Origin of the sequence: Afipia sp. P52-10, from assembly GCF_000516555.1 — a bacterium.
In the GTDB taxonomy this organism is placed as follows: Bacteria; Pseudomonadota; Alphaproteobacteria; order Rhizobiales; family Xanthobacteraceae; genus P52-10.
The window spans coordinates 1962301-1977833 of record NZ_AZSJ01000003.1; the positions used below are offsets into that span (position 1 = coordinate 1962301).

General features: G+C 63.3%; 15 protein-coding genes. 5 read left to right on the forward strand and 10 right to left on the reverse strand.

All coding sequences use genetic code 11. The annotated features are described in order from the left end of the window. A complete protein-coding gene (locus tag X566_RS10610; RefSeq protein WP_051444002.1) occupies window positions 1–885 on the forward strand; it encodes an NAD(P)-dependent oxidoreductase in 885 nt (294 codons plus the stop codon). Between the two features lie 66 nt (window positions 886–951). Next, window positions 952–1692, forward strand: coding sequence for an IclR family transcriptional regulator (locus X566_RS10615; protein WP_034465996.1), 741 nt, complete (start codon window positions 952–954; stop codon window positions 1690–1692). Window positions 1693–1742: 50 nt separating this feature from the next. Here X566_RS10615 and X566_RS24660 read toward each other — a convergent pair whose 3' ends face one another. After that, window positions 1743–1925, reverse strand: a complete 183-nt coding sequence (locus X566_RS24660) for a hypothetical protein (RefSeq protein ID WP_152539840.1) — start codon at window positions 1923–1925, stop codon at window positions 1743–1745. Here X566_RS24660 and X566_RS10620 point away from each other — a divergent pair. After that, window positions 1919–3175: an MFS transporter gene (locus tag X566_RS10620; RefSeq protein WP_034465998.1), complete on the forward strand. Its 1257-nt coding sequence runs from the start codon at window positions 1919–1921 to the stop codon at window positions 3173–3175. The two genes, X566_RS24660 and X566_RS10620, sit on opposite strands and share 7 nt — an antisense overlap. Before the next feature lie 241 nt (window positions 3176–3416). Here the strand turns inward: X566_RS10620 and X566_RS10625 are convergent, their stop codons facing one another. Then, window positions 3417–3965, reverse strand: coding sequence for a carboxymuconolactone decarboxylase family protein (locus tag X566_RS10625; RefSeq protein WP_034466002.1), 549 nt, complete (start codon window positions 3963–3965; stop codon window positions 3417–3419). 222 nt (window positions 3966–4187) lie between these two features. Between X566_RS10625 and X566_RS10630 the strand changes: the two genes are divergently transcribed. Together X566_RS10630 and X566_RS10635 are read left to right on the forward strand one after the other, a co-directional pair. After that, the gene (locus tag X566_RS10630; RefSeq protein WP_034466005.1) at window positions 4188–5402 is read left to right on the forward strand and encodes an acyl-CoA dehydrogenase family protein; all 1215 of its coding nucleotides are present in this window, start codon (window positions 4188–4190) and stop codon (window positions 5400–5402) included. Between the two features lie 64 nt (window positions 5403–5466). After that, window positions 5467–6606 (forward strand): acyl-CoA dehydrogenase family protein, encoded by a 1140-nt coding sequence (locus X566_RS10635; protein ID WP_034466009.1) that lies wholly within the window; start codon window positions 5467–5469, stop codon window positions 6604–6606. Between the two features lie 191 nt (window positions 6607–6797). Here the strand turns inward: X566_RS10635 and X566_RS10640 are convergent, their stop codons facing one another. The 8 genes from X566_RS10640 to X566_RS10675 all read right to left on the reverse strand — a co-directional run bounded on the left by X566_RS10640 (window position 6798) and on the right by X566_RS10675 (window position 15529). Then, complete coding sequence (locus X566_RS10640) at window positions 6798–7325, reverse strand: VOC family protein (protein ID WP_034468333.1); 528 nt, start codon at window positions 7323–7325, stop codon at window positions 6798–6800. 97 nt (window positions 7326–7422) lie between these two features. Next, window positions 7423–8994: a carboxylesterase/lipase family protein gene (locus X566_RS10645; RefSeq protein WP_051444004.1), complete on the reverse strand. Its 1572-nt coding sequence runs from the start codon at window positions 8992–8994 to the stop codon at window positions 7423–7425. A 355-nt stretch (window positions 8995–9349) separates the two neighbouring features. Beyond that, complete coding sequence (locus X566_RS10650; protein WP_051444005.1) at window positions 9350–9574, reverse strand: pentapeptide MXKDX repeat protein; 225 nt, start codon at window positions 9572–9574, stop codon at window positions 9350–9352. 290 nt (window positions 9575–9864) lie between these two features. Next, entirely contained in the window at window positions 9865–10053 is a 189-nt protein-coding gene (locus tag X566_RS10655; RefSeq protein WP_034466012.1) for a hypothetical protein, read from the reverse strand. Between the two features lie 133 nt (window positions 10054–10186). Then, a complete protein-coding gene (locus X566_RS10660; protein ID WP_034466015.1) occupies window positions 10187–10801 on the reverse strand; it encodes a sigma-70 family RNA polymerase sigma factor in 615 nt (204 codons plus the stop codon). A gap of 209 nt (window positions 10802–11010) precedes the next feature. Further along, window positions 11011–11745: a response regulator gene (locus tag X566_RS10665; RefSeq protein WP_034466018.1), complete on the reverse strand. Its 735-nt coding sequence runs from the start codon at window positions 11743–11745 to the stop codon at window positions 11011–11013. A gap of 29 nt (window positions 11746–11774) precedes the next feature. Beyond that, window positions 11775–13526, reverse strand: a complete 1752-nt coding sequence (locus X566_RS10670) for a DUF3369 domain-containing protein (RefSeq protein WP_034466021.1) — start codon at window positions 13524–13526, stop codon at window positions 11775–11777. Further along, window positions 13496–15529, reverse strand: coding sequence for a sensor histidine kinase (locus X566_RS10675; RefSeq protein ID WP_034468338.1), 2034 nt, complete (start codon window positions 15527–15529; stop codon window positions 13496–13498). Before X566_RS10675 ends, X566_RS10670 begins: the two co-directional genes overlap by 31 nt. Window positions 15530–15533 lie beyond the last annotated feature (4 nt).

Genomic DNA, 15533 nt, shown 5'->3' on the forward strand with positions numbered 1-15533 from the left:
ATGTCGGCATCGAACTCGATCGGCTTCATCGGACTCGGCGTGATGGGCGAGCCGATCTGCCGCAATCTCCTGAAGAAGAGCGGCAGGCCGGTCGTGGCTTTCGATCTGGCGAAAGAGCCGCTGGCGCGTATGCAAAACGATGGCGCACGCGTCGCGCCATCGATCGCTGCGGTGATTCAGCAGGCGGATGTGGTGTTCTATTGCCTGCCGAGCGGCAAGCATGTGCGCAGCCTGTTCGAGGATCATGGCGGCGTTCTGGAGCATGTGCGTGCCGGACAGACGATCGTCGATCTCGGCACCTCGCCGGTCGGGTTGACGCGCGAGCTCGCGACGCGGGTCGAGGCGAAGGGCGCAAGCTTCGCCGATGCGCCGATCGCGCGAACGCGCGAGGCCGCCATCAACGGCACGCTCAGCGTGATGGTTGGCGCAACGCCTGAGCTGTTCGCGAAGATCGAACCGCTGATCCGTCACTTCGCAACGGAAGTGACCAACTGTGGCGGCACCGGCGCTGGTCAGGTGACGAAGATCCTCAACAACATGGTGTTGTTTCAGACGGTCAATGCGCTCTGCGAGGCCGCAGGCATCGCCCGCCGCAGCGGTGTCGATCCGAAGCTGCTCTTCGAGACGCTGTCGAAAGGCTCCGCCGACAGCTTCGCGCTGCGCAACCATGGCCTGAAGGCAGTGATCCCCGGCGAGTTTCCGGAGCGGGCGTTCTCGACCGAGTACGCGCTGAAGGATCTCAGCTATGCGCTCGATCTGGCAAAGGATATCGATCTCGATGTGCCTGGTGCCGAGCTTGCGGGCGAGGTGCTGCAGAAGGCGATCGACGCCGGCTTTGGTGGCGCCTACTGGCCGGTGATCGCCAAGGTCGTGGATCGGTCATAGCGGCTAAGCGACATGGCTTCTATGGAGGCCGAGTACGATGCGGCCAACGAATGCAGGGAGCGGACTATGACGAGTCAGGGTGTTGCGGCGGTCGACCGCGCGTTGACAATCCTGCGGGCTTTCGAGGGCGATAACGATCCCGAGCCGTTGACGCTGGCGGCGCTGGCCCGCCGCACCGGCCTCTACAAGAGCACGATGCTGCGGCTGATGGTGTCGCTGCAGGCGTTCGGCTACATCGTGCAGCTGCCGGATGGCCGCTATCATCTTGGGCCAACCCCGTTCCGGCTTGGCTCGCTGTATCAGCGCGGCAACCGCCTGTACGATCACGTTATGCCGGTGTTGCGCGAACTTGTCGCGCGCGGCACCGAGAGCGGCTCGTTCCACATCCGCCATGACGAGAAGCTTCGGCTCTGCGTGCTGCGCGTCGATTCGCAGCACGCCACGCTCGATCGCGTTTGCGCCGGTGCGCTGCTGCCGCTGCATCGTGGGGCGAGTGGAACCACCATCCTGGCGTTCGACAGCGATGAAAGCGGTGAAAAATATCAGGCGGCCCGCCAGACCTTCTCGGCGGTGTCGTATGGCGAGCGCGATCCGGACTGCGCAGGAATCTCCAGTCCGGTGTTCGGTGCCGACAACCGCCTGGTGGGCGCCTTGTCGGTGTCGGGACCGAAATCGCGCTTCACCGACGAGAATGTCCGGCGGATGTCGGCGCTGGTGCTCGATGCGGCGATGCGCGTGACGCGGGTTCTTGGCGGCCGCAATGACGCGATGGCCGCGCGGGCGGAGCGTCTGGTGCAGCCGGCCTGACGCACGACTAAACTTCGACCGGGATCGAAGCCAAAAGCCGCAGGAATCGGCTACAGTTTCCCTGCTTCAAAGGCAAGCGCTTCAAAGGCAAGACTCATCGCGTCGTTTTCGTGCATGATCTGCTCCGAAGTCTCTCCGGCGGCTCGGTCTGCAATGGCCAGGGTGTCGGAGATCATCCTCGACCCTGCCTCGAACCAGACGTCGCCGACCAAGGCTCCGCGCATCGATGTCATCTGACGCTGTCCTGCCCGTCTCCGAACGTTCCATCCGTTACGACGGATGGCGCGTCGTGTTCGCCTGCTTCGTCGTCGCCACCTTTTCCTGGGGGCTGGGATTCTACGGGCACGGCGTCTATCTCGCCGAACTGCAGCGCTCGAAAGGATGGCCGACGTCGCTGATATCGACCGCGACGACCCTCTATTATCTGAGCGGCTCAGTGCTCGTCATCTATGTCTCGGACATGCTGCAGCGGCTCGGCCCGCGGCTGATGCTGATGATGGGGGCGATCTGTTTCTCCGCCGCGCTAGTCGGCCTGTCGTTCATCTCGGAGCCCTGGCAGCTCTTCGTCGCCTACATGGTGATGGCGATCGGCTGGATGTTTTCAAGCGCTGGGGCGCTCACCAACGTTGCCGGCCTATGGTTCTTCGAAAAGCGCGGACTTGCGATCAGCCTCACCCTGACTGGCGCCAGCTTCGGCGGCATCATCCTGACGCCGCTGATGGTGGCCGCGGTGCAGCACTGGGGCTTCCACGACGCCATGCTGATGATGGCGGCAGCGACCGTCGTGGTGCTGACGCTGGTTGTCGGCCTCTGCGTCGGCAAGCCGCCGCAGACGCTGCCCGGCGCATCCGCGTCCGGCGCCGCATCCGGCCATCACGGCGGCGAAGCCTGGACCCGCGCGCGCGCTTTGCGCAGCCTGCAGTTCTGGACGATGACGCTGCCGTTCGCTTTCGCCATCGCGGCGCAGGTCGGTTTTCTGGTGCATCAGCTTGCGTTCCTGCAACCGAAGATCGGTCTGCAGACCGCGAGCTACGCCGTGGCGGTGACGACGTTCATGGCGGTGCTCGGCCGGCTGGTGATCGGATCGGTGATCGACCGGCTCAACCAGCGCATGGTGAGCGCGGCTTCGTTCATCAGCCAGACGTTTGCGATCCTGCTGCTGCTGAACACCGACAGTCCGGCGATGATGTTCATCGGCTGTGCGATCTTCGGCTTCTCGGTCGGCAACCTGATCACGTTTCCGTCGCTGATCATCTTCCGCGAGTTCGGCGCCGCCTCGTTCGGCATGCTGGTCGGACTGTCGGTGGCGATCAATCAGGTGATCTACGCGTTTGGTCCGGGTGTTGTCGGCTGGCTGCGGGATTTCTCCGGCAGTTACACCGCATCCTGGATCTTCTGCATGGCCATGCAGTGCCTTGCGGCGGCGATCATCCTGATCCCGTTCCGCAAGGCTGCTCCTGCCGCGCGCTCTGCCTCATCCTGAAGAGCCGCGTAGCGGCGTCTGGCGTCATTCCGGGGCGATGCGCAGCGTCGAGCCCGGAATCCATAGCCCCTATGCTGATGAGTCTGCCGTTCCGCCGATAATTTTGGATCACATCAAACGAGCGCGTGCGATGGGCGCTCCTAAAGCATGATCCGGAAACGTATGAAGCGGTTTTCCGAAAGATCATGCTTTAACAATGAGCTCAAGCGCGAGGATGATTCATCCAAATCTGATCGCGTGCTCAGGCGAGATCAGACACCTCGCCTTCGGGCAGATCGAACTCGAACGTGTTCAGGGTCATCGAGACGAGGCAGTAGTAGCCGAGCAGGCCGATCAGTTCGACGAGCCCCTTTTCGCCGAGCGTGGCGATCGCCTTGTCGTAAAGCGGCTGCGGCACCCGGTGCTCCTCGTGCAGCGCCTTGCTGACATCGTGTACGACCTGCCCCTTCGGATCGCCTGAGAAGTCCGGCGCGCGCCGTGCGGCAATATCGGCGATGATCTTCGGATCAAGGCCGGCTTCGAGGCCGAGCTTCTTGTGCGCATACCATTCGAAGTGCGCGGTCCAGTGGCGCGCGGTGACGAGGATGGCGATTTCCGACAACCGCGCGCCGAGCACTGAATCGAAGCGCAGGAAGCCGCCGAGGGGCTGCAAATGCTTGGCCATTTCGGGACTGTGAATCCAGGCATAGACCGGCGCCGGCATGCGGCCGCGCTTGCTCGCCACATTGGCGTCGTGAACCGCCTTCTGCTCCGCGTTCATTTCGTCTAGCGAAATTCGTTTGATCCGCATCGGTCCACTCCTTTTGACAATTTCGATCGTCGTCGATTCCGGCGCATCCGCGCATCGCGAGCTAACACGGTAACGGCCAGGTCTCATGCTGCGAATATGCGATAGGCGTATGCCCTCCGTCCGGTTGAATTTCCGAAGCCGGCGGATAAAGTCGGCAGCCAGAATGAGGCTGGCTGACGATGGCTGGCTGACGACAGAAACGCTCACAGATGGAAACGCGCCATGACAGAGTCCAAGGCGGCTGATCAGACGACGGCAGCTCTCGAAAGCTTCCGCCGGGAAACGCGGGACTGGCTAGAGAAGAATTGTCCGCCGGAGATGCGCCGGCCGATGCTGGTCGAGAGCGACACGTTCTGGGGCGGTCGCAACAAGACCTATCAATCGGAAGCGCAGCGCGTCTGGTTCGAGCGCATGCGCGACAAGAAGTGGATCGTGCCGCACTGGCCGGCCGAATACGGCGGCGGCGGTCTGGATCCGGCGCGCGCCAAGATCGTGCGCGAGGAGATGGCGGCGATCAATGCGCGCCCGCCGCTGCGGTCGTTTGGCATCATGATGCTCGGACCGGCGCTGCTGAAATTCGGCACCGAGGAGCAGAAGCGCGAGCACATTCCGAAGATCCTCTCCGGCGACATCCGCTGGTGCCAGGGCTATTCCGAACCGAATTCCGGCTCCGATCTCGCTTCGTTGCAGACCCGCGCCGACCTCGATGGCGACCACTATGTGGTCAACGGCCAGAAGATCTGGACCTCCTACGCCAATAAGGCTGACTGGATCTTCTGCCTGACACGAACCGATTTCTCGGCGAAGAAGCACGAAGGCATCTCGTTCCTGCTGTTCGACATGACGTCGCCGGGCGTGACCACCAAGCCGATCCTGCTGATCTCGGGTTATTCGCCGTTCTGCGAAACCTTCTTCGACAACGTTCGCGTGCCGAAGAAGAACGTGCTCGGCACCGTCAACAAGGGGTGGGATGTTGCAAAATACGTGCTGCAGTTCGAGCGCGACTCGATCAGCGGCATCGGCGATCGCGGCGCCAAGCGGGCGATGAGCGAGATCGCGCTGAACTCGGTGGGAGCGGACGAGAACGGCCGGCTTGCCGATCCGCTGCTGCGCAGTCAGCTGGCGAATTTCGAGGTCGATGAGGTGGCGTTCCAGTTCGCGTCCGAGCGCGCGTCCGACCAGGTGAAGACCGGGCAGGCGCATCCGGCATTTTCATCGGCGATGAAATATTACGGCTCGGAGCTGAACAAGCGCCGGCACGAACTCTTCATGTCGATGGGCGGCAGCGATGCGCTCGAGTGGGAGAGCGAGCGCTCGCAGAGCGGCATGACGGCGCGCACCTGGCTGCGTACCAAGGCCAACTCCATCGAAGGCGGCACCAGCGAAGTGATGCTCGGCATCGTCGCCAAGCGCATCCTCAACCTGCCGGGCGCGTGAGCCTCGGCTCTCGCGTCGCGTCGTTTCCCGTCAGCAGTAGCTCAAGAAAGCAGCCGGTTCCGCCATGGCCCTCGTCCTGAATGAAGAACAAACCCTCCTGCGCGACAGCGCCCGCAGCCTGATCACCGACAAAGCACCGGTGTCGCATTTCCGTGCGTTGCGCGACAACAAGGACAAGGATGGCTTTTCGCGCGACCTCTGGAAGACCTTCGCCGAGATGGGATTCACCGGCCTGCTGGTGCCGGAAGAGTTCGGCGGCTCGGGGCTTGGCTGCGTCGAGGCCGGCATCGTTGCCGAGGAGATCGGCCACACGCTGTTGCCGTCGCCATTCCTCGCCTCGTCGGTGTTGACGGCGTCGACGCTGGTCCGCGGTGGAAGCAAGGCGCAGAAATCCGAATATCTGCCGAAGGTCGCCGATGGTTCGGTTCTCGGCGCGCTGGCGATCGATGAAGGAGCCAAGCATCGTCCTCACACCATCACCGTAAGGGCGACGCGTTCCGGCAACGGCTTCAAGCTGAAAGGGGCGAAGACGTTCGTGGTGGATGGTCACGTCGCCGACCTTCTCGTCGTCGCCGCGCGCACGGCGGGGGCCGACGACGATGCCAAAGGCATCACCCTGTTCCTGGTCGATCCGAAGACCAAGGGCATCGAGATCGAGCGGACGATCATGGTCGATTCGCACAATGCGGCCCGAATCACCTTCAACGATGCGGACGTGACCGCCGACAGCGTGCTCGGTGAGCTCGATCAGGGCGCGGCTCTGCTCGATGGCGTGCTGAATGTTGGTCGTGCGGTGGTCGCCTCTGAGATGCTCGGCGCGGGTGACGAAGTGTTCGGCCGCACCGCGCAGTATCTGAAGGAGCGCAAGCAGTTCGGCAAGTTCATCGGCGAGTTCCAGGCGCTGCAGCATCGGATTTCCCATCTCTATGTGGAGTTGGAGATCACCCGGGCGGCCGTGTTGAAGGCGTTGCAGATGCTGGATGAGGATTTCGACAAGGCGGCGCTGATCGTCGCGGTGGCGAAGGCGCGCGCAGGGACCATCGGCACGCTGGCGGTGCAGGAGGGGCTGCAGATGCACGGCGGCATCGGCATGACCGATCAGTTCGACATCGGCCTGTTCATGAAGCGCATGCGCGTCTGCCAGGAGCTGTTCGGCGACTCGAACTACCAGGCCAATCGACTTGCGGAGCTGCGCGCCTACTGAAAGCGCTGGGCGTAGCTGGATGCTTGTTCGATGGCGCCGTGCGAAGAGCGGCGTCGCGCCGCTCGCCCTCAGTCGAGCGATTTGCGTGAGCGGCCATCCGAGCCTGCGGATGCGCCGACCTGTTTCCGCGGATGCCGCAGGCTTGGCGGCATCGCGGGCCGGGAGCCTTTCGACAGAGGCCTTGAACGTCGTCAGTCAGCTGAAGGAGCGGGCTCGCGCAGCAGGTCGTCGAGATTAAGCCTGCGGGTGAACATCGCGATCTCCCCTTGCGCGTTGAGTGGCCAGCTCTCGCGCGGCCGGTCCCAATAGAGTTCGACGCCGTTCTGATCCGGATCGCGCAGGTAAAGCGCCTCACTGACGCCGTGGTCGCTGGCGCCGTCCAAGGGAATGTCGGCAGCGATCAGGCGCCGCAAAGCGTCGGCCAGATCGGCGCGTGTCGGATAGAGGATGGCGGTGTGAAACAGCCCGGTGGTGCCAGGCGCTGGCGGTTGGCCGCCCTTGCTCTGCCAGGTGTTCAGGCCGATATGATGATGATAGCCGCCGGCGGAGATGAACGCGGCTTCCGTCCCCATCTTCTGCATCAGCGAGAATCCGAGCACGCCGCAATAGAAATCCAAGGCGCGATCGAGATCGGACACCTTCAGGTGCACATGGCCGATCCGTACGCCGGAGGCGACCGGATGAGCATTGCTTTCGCGGGGTTGAAGCGGTTTGAGCATGACGGGCCTGCGCGGTTGCCAGAGAAACATCATCTGGGCCTTCGCAGGTGCGGATTCAATCGGCTCCCGCCACCGTGATCGCCTCGAAATGTGGCGCCTATCGGTAGAGAGCCGCCGAAAGCTTCCGTTCGGCACTGCGCGGGTCGGATACGGCCCGGCAGGTGCGGTCGAGCAGCATCGTCTCGCGTTTGCCGAGTGTATAGGTCGGCCAGTGTGGTAGGCTGCCGCCATTTGGATTGCCGGTCCGCGCGAAATTGACCCAATAGGCCATGAGCTGCTTCGACACCTCGTACCGATCGGGTGCGTTGCCGACGATTTCCGGCGTGCGATCGGTATTGCCGAACACGAACGGAATCTCGAGCGTGTGCGATGCGCCAAGAATGCCATCGAAGGCCGGCGACTTCCATGTGAACAGGTAACTGTAGAGCGGCGCGCCCGCCTGCTTCGCCCTGCATTCCGTCGCGTGGATCGTGCCCATCCGGAACTGAATATCGCTGCGGATATGGGTGAAGACGTCGATCGGCCGCGCTGCAGGGTCGGCCGCCTCATAGGCCGCGAACAGCTGCTCGGCAGCGTCCGCATCGAGGCCCGCCGCCTTGCGGGTCTCGGCAACGAGCTGGTCGCGCGACAGCGTGAACAGCCGCATGTCGGTGGTCATCATGAACGTGGCCTCCGCTTCGCATGTTCCCATCAGCAAGGGAATATGCGCGGAGACCTCGGGCGCCGTCTCGTGGAACGGGCGCTCGAACAATGAGAGATTGTCGGTGGCCGGGCGGAAATAATCGTTGCCGTTCTCGCTTGCGGTGACCGCGCTCATCACCGCCAGCAGCTTTTCCATCGGCGTGTCGGCGAGCCGATGAAGGGTGGCCTTGTCGATGTCGAGCGCTTTCAGCACCTTCGCGGCAGCCCGTTCGGGGCCGGTCGGATCGGCGGCGCGGAAGCCCGCGCTCTGAATGACGGCCTTATGAAACAACCCTTTCGCTTTCGGCATCACCATCAGATAGGCGACTTTCGCGCCGCCGCCGGATTCGCCGAAGATCGTCACGTTGCCGGGATCGCCGCCGAAGCTCTCGATGTTGTCGCGAACCCACTCGAGGGCCGCGATCAGGTCGAGCAGGCCGTTGTTCGCCGCATCGGCAAACTGATCGCCATAAGGCAGCAGAAACAGATGACCGAAGATGTTCAGGCGATGATTGACGGTGACGACGACCACATCGCCGCCGAGAGCCAGGTTGGTGCCATCGAATCCGCGCGCGGTGCCGGCGCCGTTGGCGAATCCGCCGCCGTGCAGCCAGACCATGACCGGTCGTTTGGCCGCGTCGTCAACGGATGGGGTAAACACGTTCAGCGAGAGACAGTCTTCGCTGATCGGCTCCTCGGACCAGTACCATTTGTAAGCAGGATGGATCGGCGGCGGCGTGCCGGGGTAGTTGCCGGGCATCTGATTGTGATGTTGCGGTGCCGATGGACCGTAGCTGATCGCGTCGCGAATGCCTGTCCAGGCGGCAACGGGTTGTGGTGGCAGAAAACGGGCGCTGCCGTCGGTGGCCGCGCCATAACGGATACCCTTGAACTGGTGGATCGCGCCTTGTCGTAGACCACGCAGGCGCCCGACGGTGGTTTCGACCACTGTGCCTTCTGTGGTGTCGAGCGCTTCTGCCGAACTCATGTCGTCTCTCCAGCCGGATCTTATGCTGTCCGTGCGGACGGCTGTACCGCTTTGACCGTATTAGTCACAACGCCGCATGAAGTCGCAAGCCTCAGCGCCGTGTGATCTGGTGTGCACAGGATGCCTTGTCGGAATTCTGCAAAGCGTTCTGGGAGACGGAGTTGCAGGCCGGAGCCGTTCGCCGCGACGGTTGCAGGACGCCATGACCAATCGTCACGACATGTTCGGACAAAAAGAGTCGGGTCGTCCAGATGTCACGCGTCGGCGCAGACCATTTGCGCGATGTGAGAAGGTTTTCCCCCGCGGCATCCGAGAGATCGTCCGCCGCGAGGCGGGTCTTGTTGATCGCCGGGCGTTATTTCGCCATCGTATCCTTCGCTTTTGTATCCTTGCTCATGCTTTTCGTTTCCATGCTATTCTTGCGCATCGGATCCGCGGACATGCTGTCCTTGGACATCGCGCCCTTCGACATGGCGTCCTTTGTCGTCCCCTCCTTGGCCATGCCTTGGGCGAAAGCTGCCGGTGTGCCCGACACTAGTGAGTAAGCGGCAATCAACACGAAGACCGAGCGTTTGATCATACGGAATTCCCTCGTGGGTTCGAATGGCAGCGACGTGCTGTCCGCCGAAGGTTCGCCCGCAGGGGCCTGTTTGTTACTCGGTATCGCTGCTCGGTGTTGTTGCTTGGCGTTGGCGCGTCGAAATGGACGGGGACAAAGGACGATGGCCCGGACGGGGGCATCCGTCCGGGCCATTTGGCGGCTTGAGTCAGAGCTTGGGGTCGTCAACGTGCAGGCGGGGGAACCTGTAGGGCAGAGGACTTGTACGGTAGAAGATCGGGGCAGAACGCGGAAATCGAAAGATCGTGAAGCTAGCGCGCGACGCTCTCGCTGAGGATGCAGACATCGGCGTTCGGTTTGGTGCTGCAGGAGACGATCTCCTGCCGCGTTTGCATCGCCGGATGTTGGCTTGCCTGAGGGGCATTCTGGCTGGCCAGCGCGGCGATCGTGCAGACAGCGCCGAGGGGCAGGATGAAGAGGCGGAGGCTTGGCTTCAGCATCGGTCTGTCTCTGTCGCGTCGTTATCGATGGCGTGACTCTATCGCCGGTCTGTTTCGCGATGATGTCGTCGTCTGCTTCAAAGGTTTCGTCGGCCGGTAAAACGGTTTCGTCGTAGCCGTCGGCGCCGGTGGATCAGGCCGCCTGGCGCTCGAAGCCCGCTTGCTTGAGCAACTCCGCCAGATGCTTGCGGGCGTAGAACATGCGGGTCTTCACGGTGGCCTGCGGGATGCCGATGATCTTGCCGACCTCCTCGACCGACTTCTCGTGATAGTAGACGAGATCGATAATCTCGCGATGTGCGGGCGACAGCTTCGCGATGGCATTGCGCAGTGTCGCGCTGGTCTGGCTGCGGTCCATCGAGATTTCCGGCGTGTCGCCGCTGTCCGCGATCTGCTGCACCTCGTCCTGATCGAGATCTTCGTGGCGACGGTTGCGCAGCGCCGTCAGCGCCTTGAACCGGGCGATCGCCAGCATCCAGGTGGAGACCTGAGAGCGGCCCTCGAATTGGCCGGCGGTGCGCCACACATCGAGGAACACCTGGCTGACCAGGTCTTCGGCGACGGTCGCGTCGGAGACGATCCTGAGAATGAAACGGAAGACGCGAACGTTGTGGCGGGCATAAAGCACATGCATAGCCGCCCTTTCGCCGGCGGCAATGCTCTCCAACAGCATTTCGTCCGAGGTCGCCTGCGCAGCGATGATGCTCCGCGCGGCTGATCCGGTGCTGATTGCGAAGGTCGATTGCATAACCCGTACTCCCTGCCGGGCGCCCGTTCGGCGCGTCGTTGGCGGGAAGTGATAGGCAGGCCCGGTTTCAGGATGTCTGCGTGAAAAGCGGAAAATGGTTTCGTGGAACCAGGGAATTGTTTCGCCGGCATCGGCGCGACGAAACAATCGGAGAAAAACGTCAATGCTTTCAAAGGGATTGCTTTAGAGGGCCAGCCTCCGGCGCGGCCCTAACCCTTGTCTCCGGCTGGCGAGAACACATATCCGCCGCCGCGGATCGTGCGTATGACGCTCGGGCGGCTCGGATCGGGCTCGATCTTACGGCGAATCCGCATGATCCGCAGGTCGATGGCGCGATCGAAGGCTTCTGCGTCCCGTGCGTTGGCAAGTTCAAGCAGTCGCTCGCGCGACAGCACGCGCTTCGGATTGGCGGCAAAGACCTTAAGCAGGCCGTATTCGGAAGCGGTCAACGGGTGCTCGTTGCCATCGTCGTCGCGCAGCACCTGGGCTTCATCATCGAACCATTTGGTGCCGAAGCGGACCGGGGCAGCCTTGGCCGGCGCAGCATCCTGCGGCACAGTGGCGAACTTCGCCGGGGTGCTCCGGCGCAGCACGGAGCGGATGCGCGCCATCAGCTCGCGCAGTTCGCAAGGCTTGGCGAGATAATCATCGGCGCCGAGTTCGAGGCCGACGACGCGATCGATCGGGCTTGCCGTTGCGGTCAGCATAATCACCGGAACGTTGCTGCGGCTCTTCAGATCGCGCACGATCGACAGCCCGTCTTCCTCCGGCATGTTGAGATCGAGCACCACGAGGTCCGGCATGCCGCCTTCGATCTGCTGACGCAGGCTCTTGCCGCCGTCGCACAGCGTCACGGCGAAGCCGTGCATCTTCAGATAGTCACCGACCATCTCGCGGGCCGGGGCCTCGTCATCGACGACGATGATGTGCTGGCTCTGACTCATGCGTGGTGCGTCTTTTCAATCCGTCTTCGTCATTCCGGGGCTGCCATCGGCAGCAGGATGGTGAAGGTCGATCCTTCGCCGGGGCCTGCGCTGGTCGCGGTGACTTTGCCGCCGTGCATGTCGATAATCCGTTTCACGATCGACAGCCCGAGTCCAGTGGAGCTTTCGCCGCCGGTCGGCTTGGCTGAAAGCCGCTGGAACCGGCCGAACAGGCGGCCGAGGTCTTCCGGCGACAGCCCGGCCCCCTGGTCGGTCACGCGGATCAGCGCGTTGCCGCCCTCATAGGTTACGGTTAACGCGATCTTGCCGCCGATCGGGCTGTATTTAATCGCATTGCTGAGAAGGTTGTCGATGGCCTCCCGCATCCGGTCGCTATCGCACATCGTCATACGTTCCGGCGGTGCCGAAACGTTGATGGTCTGCTGCTTGTTGGCGGCAGACGGGCGGTTGGTCTCGGCGATTTCGGTGACGAGCGCTGCGATGTCCACCGGCTCGCGGCGGATGGTGATGTCGAAGGCGTCGGCCATGGCATCAGCGATCAGGTGGTCGACCATGGTCGTCAGCCGTTTGGTCGCGTCGCGAATGTGATCCACCTGGGCGATGCTGTGTTCCCGCGACGTACTTGCGCCGCTGATGAGTTCCTTCAGCATCTCGGTCCGCCCGAGGATCACGCCGAGCGGATTCTTCAGGTCGTGTGCGACCGTGCCGAGAACCTCGTTCTTGAACGCATTGGCGCGCTGCAGCCGCAGCCACTGCGCAGACAGGCGGCGGTTGGCGGACATCAGCGCGCGGGTGCGCTGCGCAACGCGATCCTCGAGCTGGGCGTTGGCCTGCTGCAGCTGCTCGTACAGGATGACGTTGTCGAACGCGACCGAGAGGCGGCTGGAGAAGATTTCCACCAGCGCGCGGTCGGTGTCCGACAGGTCCTTGGCAGCCTCCAGCAGCACCACCACCTCGCGGCCGCTGCCGGTGCGGACATACAGCACCGAGCGGTTGTCGAGGAACTCATGCTTGCGGCGCTCGAAGGCGGTTTTGACGAGCTGCTTCACGTCGGGGTCGAGCGGTTGCGAGTGGTTGTCTCCGGCAATATGGCGCCGGTAGCAGCCCGAGCCGGCGAGCACGGAAAACGCATCGTCGACATCCTTGCTGTCGCGCAACACCAGGATGCCGGCGCAATCGACGTTCAGCAGCGAGGCGATCTGGGTCAGGACGCCTTCCGCCAGCCGCTGCATCGACTTGAAGTCATACAGCGTGGACGCCGCATCGATGATGATCTCCAGCCCGCGCCGGGTCTGCACCATGCGCTCGAGCTGCTGATAGCTGCGCAACGCCGCCGTGAGCGAGGTAAACAGCTTGTCGGCGGTGAGCTCGGTCTTTGCCTTGTAGTCGTTGATGTCGTAATCGACGATGATGCGCCGCTCCGGCGCCTGCCCCGGCTGGCCGGTGCGGAGGATGATACGAACGGTCTCGTTTTTCAGTTCGTTGCGGATGTACTCGACGAGCTGCAGGCCGGCGGCGTCGGTCTCCATGATGACGTCGAGCAGCACCGCGGCGATATCAGGGTTCTCGCGCATCAGCCTTTCGCCCTCGGCGCCGGAATAGGCCGAGAGGATTTCCAGCGTCTGGCCGTTCAGCACGTAGTCGCTGAGGGCAAAACGCGTTCCCTCATGCACGGCCGCATCGTCGTCGATGACGGCGATCTTCCATTTGCGCGCATTCGCCGGTGCGACCGGGCGGGCATCGTCTTCGATTAGCTGGAGGACATCGTCCTGATCGGCCATTGCTCACTTCCGGAGTTTGACACGGCGGTAGGGCCCACGGTGGCGCTGCGTGCCGCCCGCGGGATGATAATGCGGAACGTGGTCCCCTGTCCCGGCTTGGAGTCGAGCATCATGCGCCCGCCGAGCTGCTGGGTGACGAGATTATAGACGATGTGCAGGCCGAGTCCCGTGCCGCCCTCGCTGCGGCGGGTGGTGAAGAACGGGTTGAAGGCCTGCCGCTGGACCTCGGGGGTCATGCCGGCGCCGTCATCGGCGAAGACGATTTCGATATCGTCGGAGCTGCGCGCCTTCGCCTCGAACCGGATCGTTCCGGCGCGGCCGTCGGCGAAGGCGTGGTTGACCGCATTCAGGAACAGGTTGGTCAGCACCTGGCCGTACGATCCCGGATAGCTGTTGAGCGTCAGCCCCTCCGGCACATTCATATGCAGTGTGATCGGGGCCTTCTTCAGGACCGGCCGCAGGCTGGCGACGATCTGTTCGGAGGCTTCGTGCAGGTCGAATTCGCGCCGTTCCGCATGGGAGCGATCGACGGCAACCTGCTTGAAGGACTGGATCAGTTCGGCGGCGCGCTGCAGGTTGGAGACGAGCTGCTGCGAGGCGTCCTTTGAGGTCTGGACGAAATCCTCCAGCTGCGAGCGGCGCAAGGGCGTGCGCGCCTTGAGGTCAGCTTCAAACGCGGCAGCGCGCCGTTCCATGCTGGAGGCGACCGTCAGGCTGATGCCGACCGGATTGTTGACCTCATGCGCGACGCCGGCGACGAGGCCGCCGAGCGCGGCCAGCCGTTCGGCATCGATCAGGTTCTGTTGGGTCGCGCGCAGTTCGGCCAGCGCATTCTCCGCCCGCTCCTTGGAGGCGCGCAGGTCGTTCTCCGCCGTCCGCTTGGCGATGGCATTCTCGCGGAAGACATCGACCGCCCGCGCCATGGCGCCGATCTCGTCGGTCGCCTTGGTGCCGATCACCCGCCGCTCGAGATTGCCGGAGGTGATCGCCCGCATCGCCGTCATGATCTGCTGCAACGGCAGGCGGATGCTGAGGGCGATGATGACGCTGGCGACGATGATCACGGCGATGAAGATCAGCGAGAGCGTGCTGACGCGGGTGGATATGCTGCGCAGAATGCGGTCGAACATGGTTTGCGCGGCCTGTTCTCGCTGGCGCATTTTTACAGAAAGGTCGTCGATCGCGGCGATCGTAGCCGCCTGGTTGGCGTCGATCACCGTATGCAGCAGGTTGGTGCGGGTCGAAAAGTGCTTGGCGAGCTCGCTCAAGCCCTCGCGCAGCGCCGTTGCGCGCTGGCCGAGCCGCTGCAGCGCCATCCGCTGCAGGTCATTCTCCGCGAGGTCGAGCATCACCGGGATCGTCTTCTCGATCGTGTCGGTGGACCGCTGCGCTTCCTCGGCGGATTCCGAGGTCAGCGACAGATAGTAGGCGTTTGCGGCGACCAGCATGGCCGTGAAGGCTTCGCGCGACTTGCCGAGCGAGGGTACGATCAGCGCATCGCGCCGTCCCGTCGCGCCGTCGATGATGGCGTACAGCCCCGCCATTTCGCGGGCCGGCGTCAGCACCTGTTCTTCGTAGGTCTTGGAGATCGTCGCCTGGATCGCGCGCACCTCGCCGAAGCCGTCGAGGAATTTTTCGATCACCCGCTCCAATTCCTTCACAGAGCCGGACAGCATGGGATCGGTCGCGGCCCGCGTCGTCAGCGTGCCGAGAACGGCCTCGCGCAGCAGCAGGATTTCGGCGAACAGCTCGGGGCTCGGCTGGTTGATGTAGCGGTGGATCAGGTTCTGCAGACGGCTGGTCTCGCTTTCCATCACCGCCAGGATCTTGTCGGATTCGCGGACCTGGCGGACTTCGTCCCAGGCGCTGTCCAGGCCCTTCGAGCCGGACCAGATCATTGCGGCGAGGATCAGCACGACCGCCGAGTTGAGGGCGGCGATCGACAGGATGCGCCAGCGGATCGGGATCGCGCGCACCAGATTGACGAGCTTGGACCGGCTCATGACC

What these genes read in the sequence shown, in the direction of transcription:
- X566_RS10610 (WP_051444002.1), top strand. Translation starts at nt 1, where the DNA reads ATGTCGGCATCGAACTCGATCGGCTTCATCGGACTCGGCGTGATGGGC.
- X566_RS10615 (WP_034465996.1), top strand. Translation starts at nt 952, where the DNA reads ATGACGAGTCAGGGTGTTGCGGCGGTCGACCGCGCGTTGACAATCCTG.
- X566_RS10620 (WP_034465998.1), top strand. Translation starts at nt 1,919, where the DNA reads ATGTCATCTGACGCTGTCCTGCCCGTCTCCGAACGTTCCATCCGTTAC.
- X566_RS24660 (WP_152539840.1), bottom strand. Translation starts at nt 1,925, where the DNA reads ATGACATCGATGCGCGGAGCCTTGGTCGGCGACGTCTGGTTCGAGGCA.
- X566_RS10625 (WP_034466002.1), bottom strand. Translation starts at nt 3,965, where the DNA reads ATGCGGATCAAACGAATTTCGCTAGACGAAATGAACGCGGAGCAGAAG.
- X566_RS10630 (WP_034466005.1), top strand. Translation starts at nt 4,188, where the DNA reads ATGACAGAGTCCAAGGCGGCTGATCAGACGACGGCAGCTCTCGAAAGC.
- X566_RS10635 (WP_034466009.1), top strand. Translation starts at nt 5,467, where the DNA reads ATGGCCCTCGTCCTGAATGAAGAACAAACCCTCCTGCGCGACAGCGCC.
- X566_RS10640 (WP_034468333.1), bottom strand. Translation starts at nt 7,325, where the DNA reads ATGCTCAAACCGCTTCAACCCCGCGAAAGCAATGCTCATCCGGTCGCC.
- X566_RS10645 (WP_051444004.1), bottom strand. Translation starts at nt 8,994, where the DNA reads ATGAGTTCGGCAGAAGCGCTCGACACCACAGAAGGCACAGTGGTCGAA.
- X566_RS10650 (WP_051444005.1), bottom strand. Translation starts at nt 9,574, where the DNA reads ATGATCAAACGCTCGGTCTTCGTGTTGATTGCCGCTTACTCACTAGTG.
- X566_RS10655 (WP_034466012.1), bottom strand. Translation starts at nt 10,053, where the DNA reads ATGCTGAAGCCAAGCCTCCGCCTCTTCATCCTGCCCCTCGGCGCTGTC.
- X566_RS10660 (WP_034466015.1), bottom strand. Translation starts at nt 10,801, where the DNA reads ATGCAATCGACCTTCGCAATCAGCACCGGATCAGCCGCGCGGAGCATC.
- X566_RS10665 (WP_034466018.1), bottom strand. Translation starts at nt 11,745, where the DNA reads ATGAGTCAGAGCCAGCACATCATCGTCGTCGATGACGAGGCCCCGGCC.
- X566_RS10670 (WP_034466021.1), bottom strand. Translation starts at nt 13,526, where the DNA reads ATGGCCGATCAGGACGATGTCCTCCAGCTAATCGAAGACGATGCCCGC.
- X566_RS10675 (WP_034468338.1), bottom strand. Translation starts at nt 15,529, where the DNA reads ATGAGCCGGTCCAAGCTCGTCAATCTGGTGCGCGCGATCCCGATCCGC.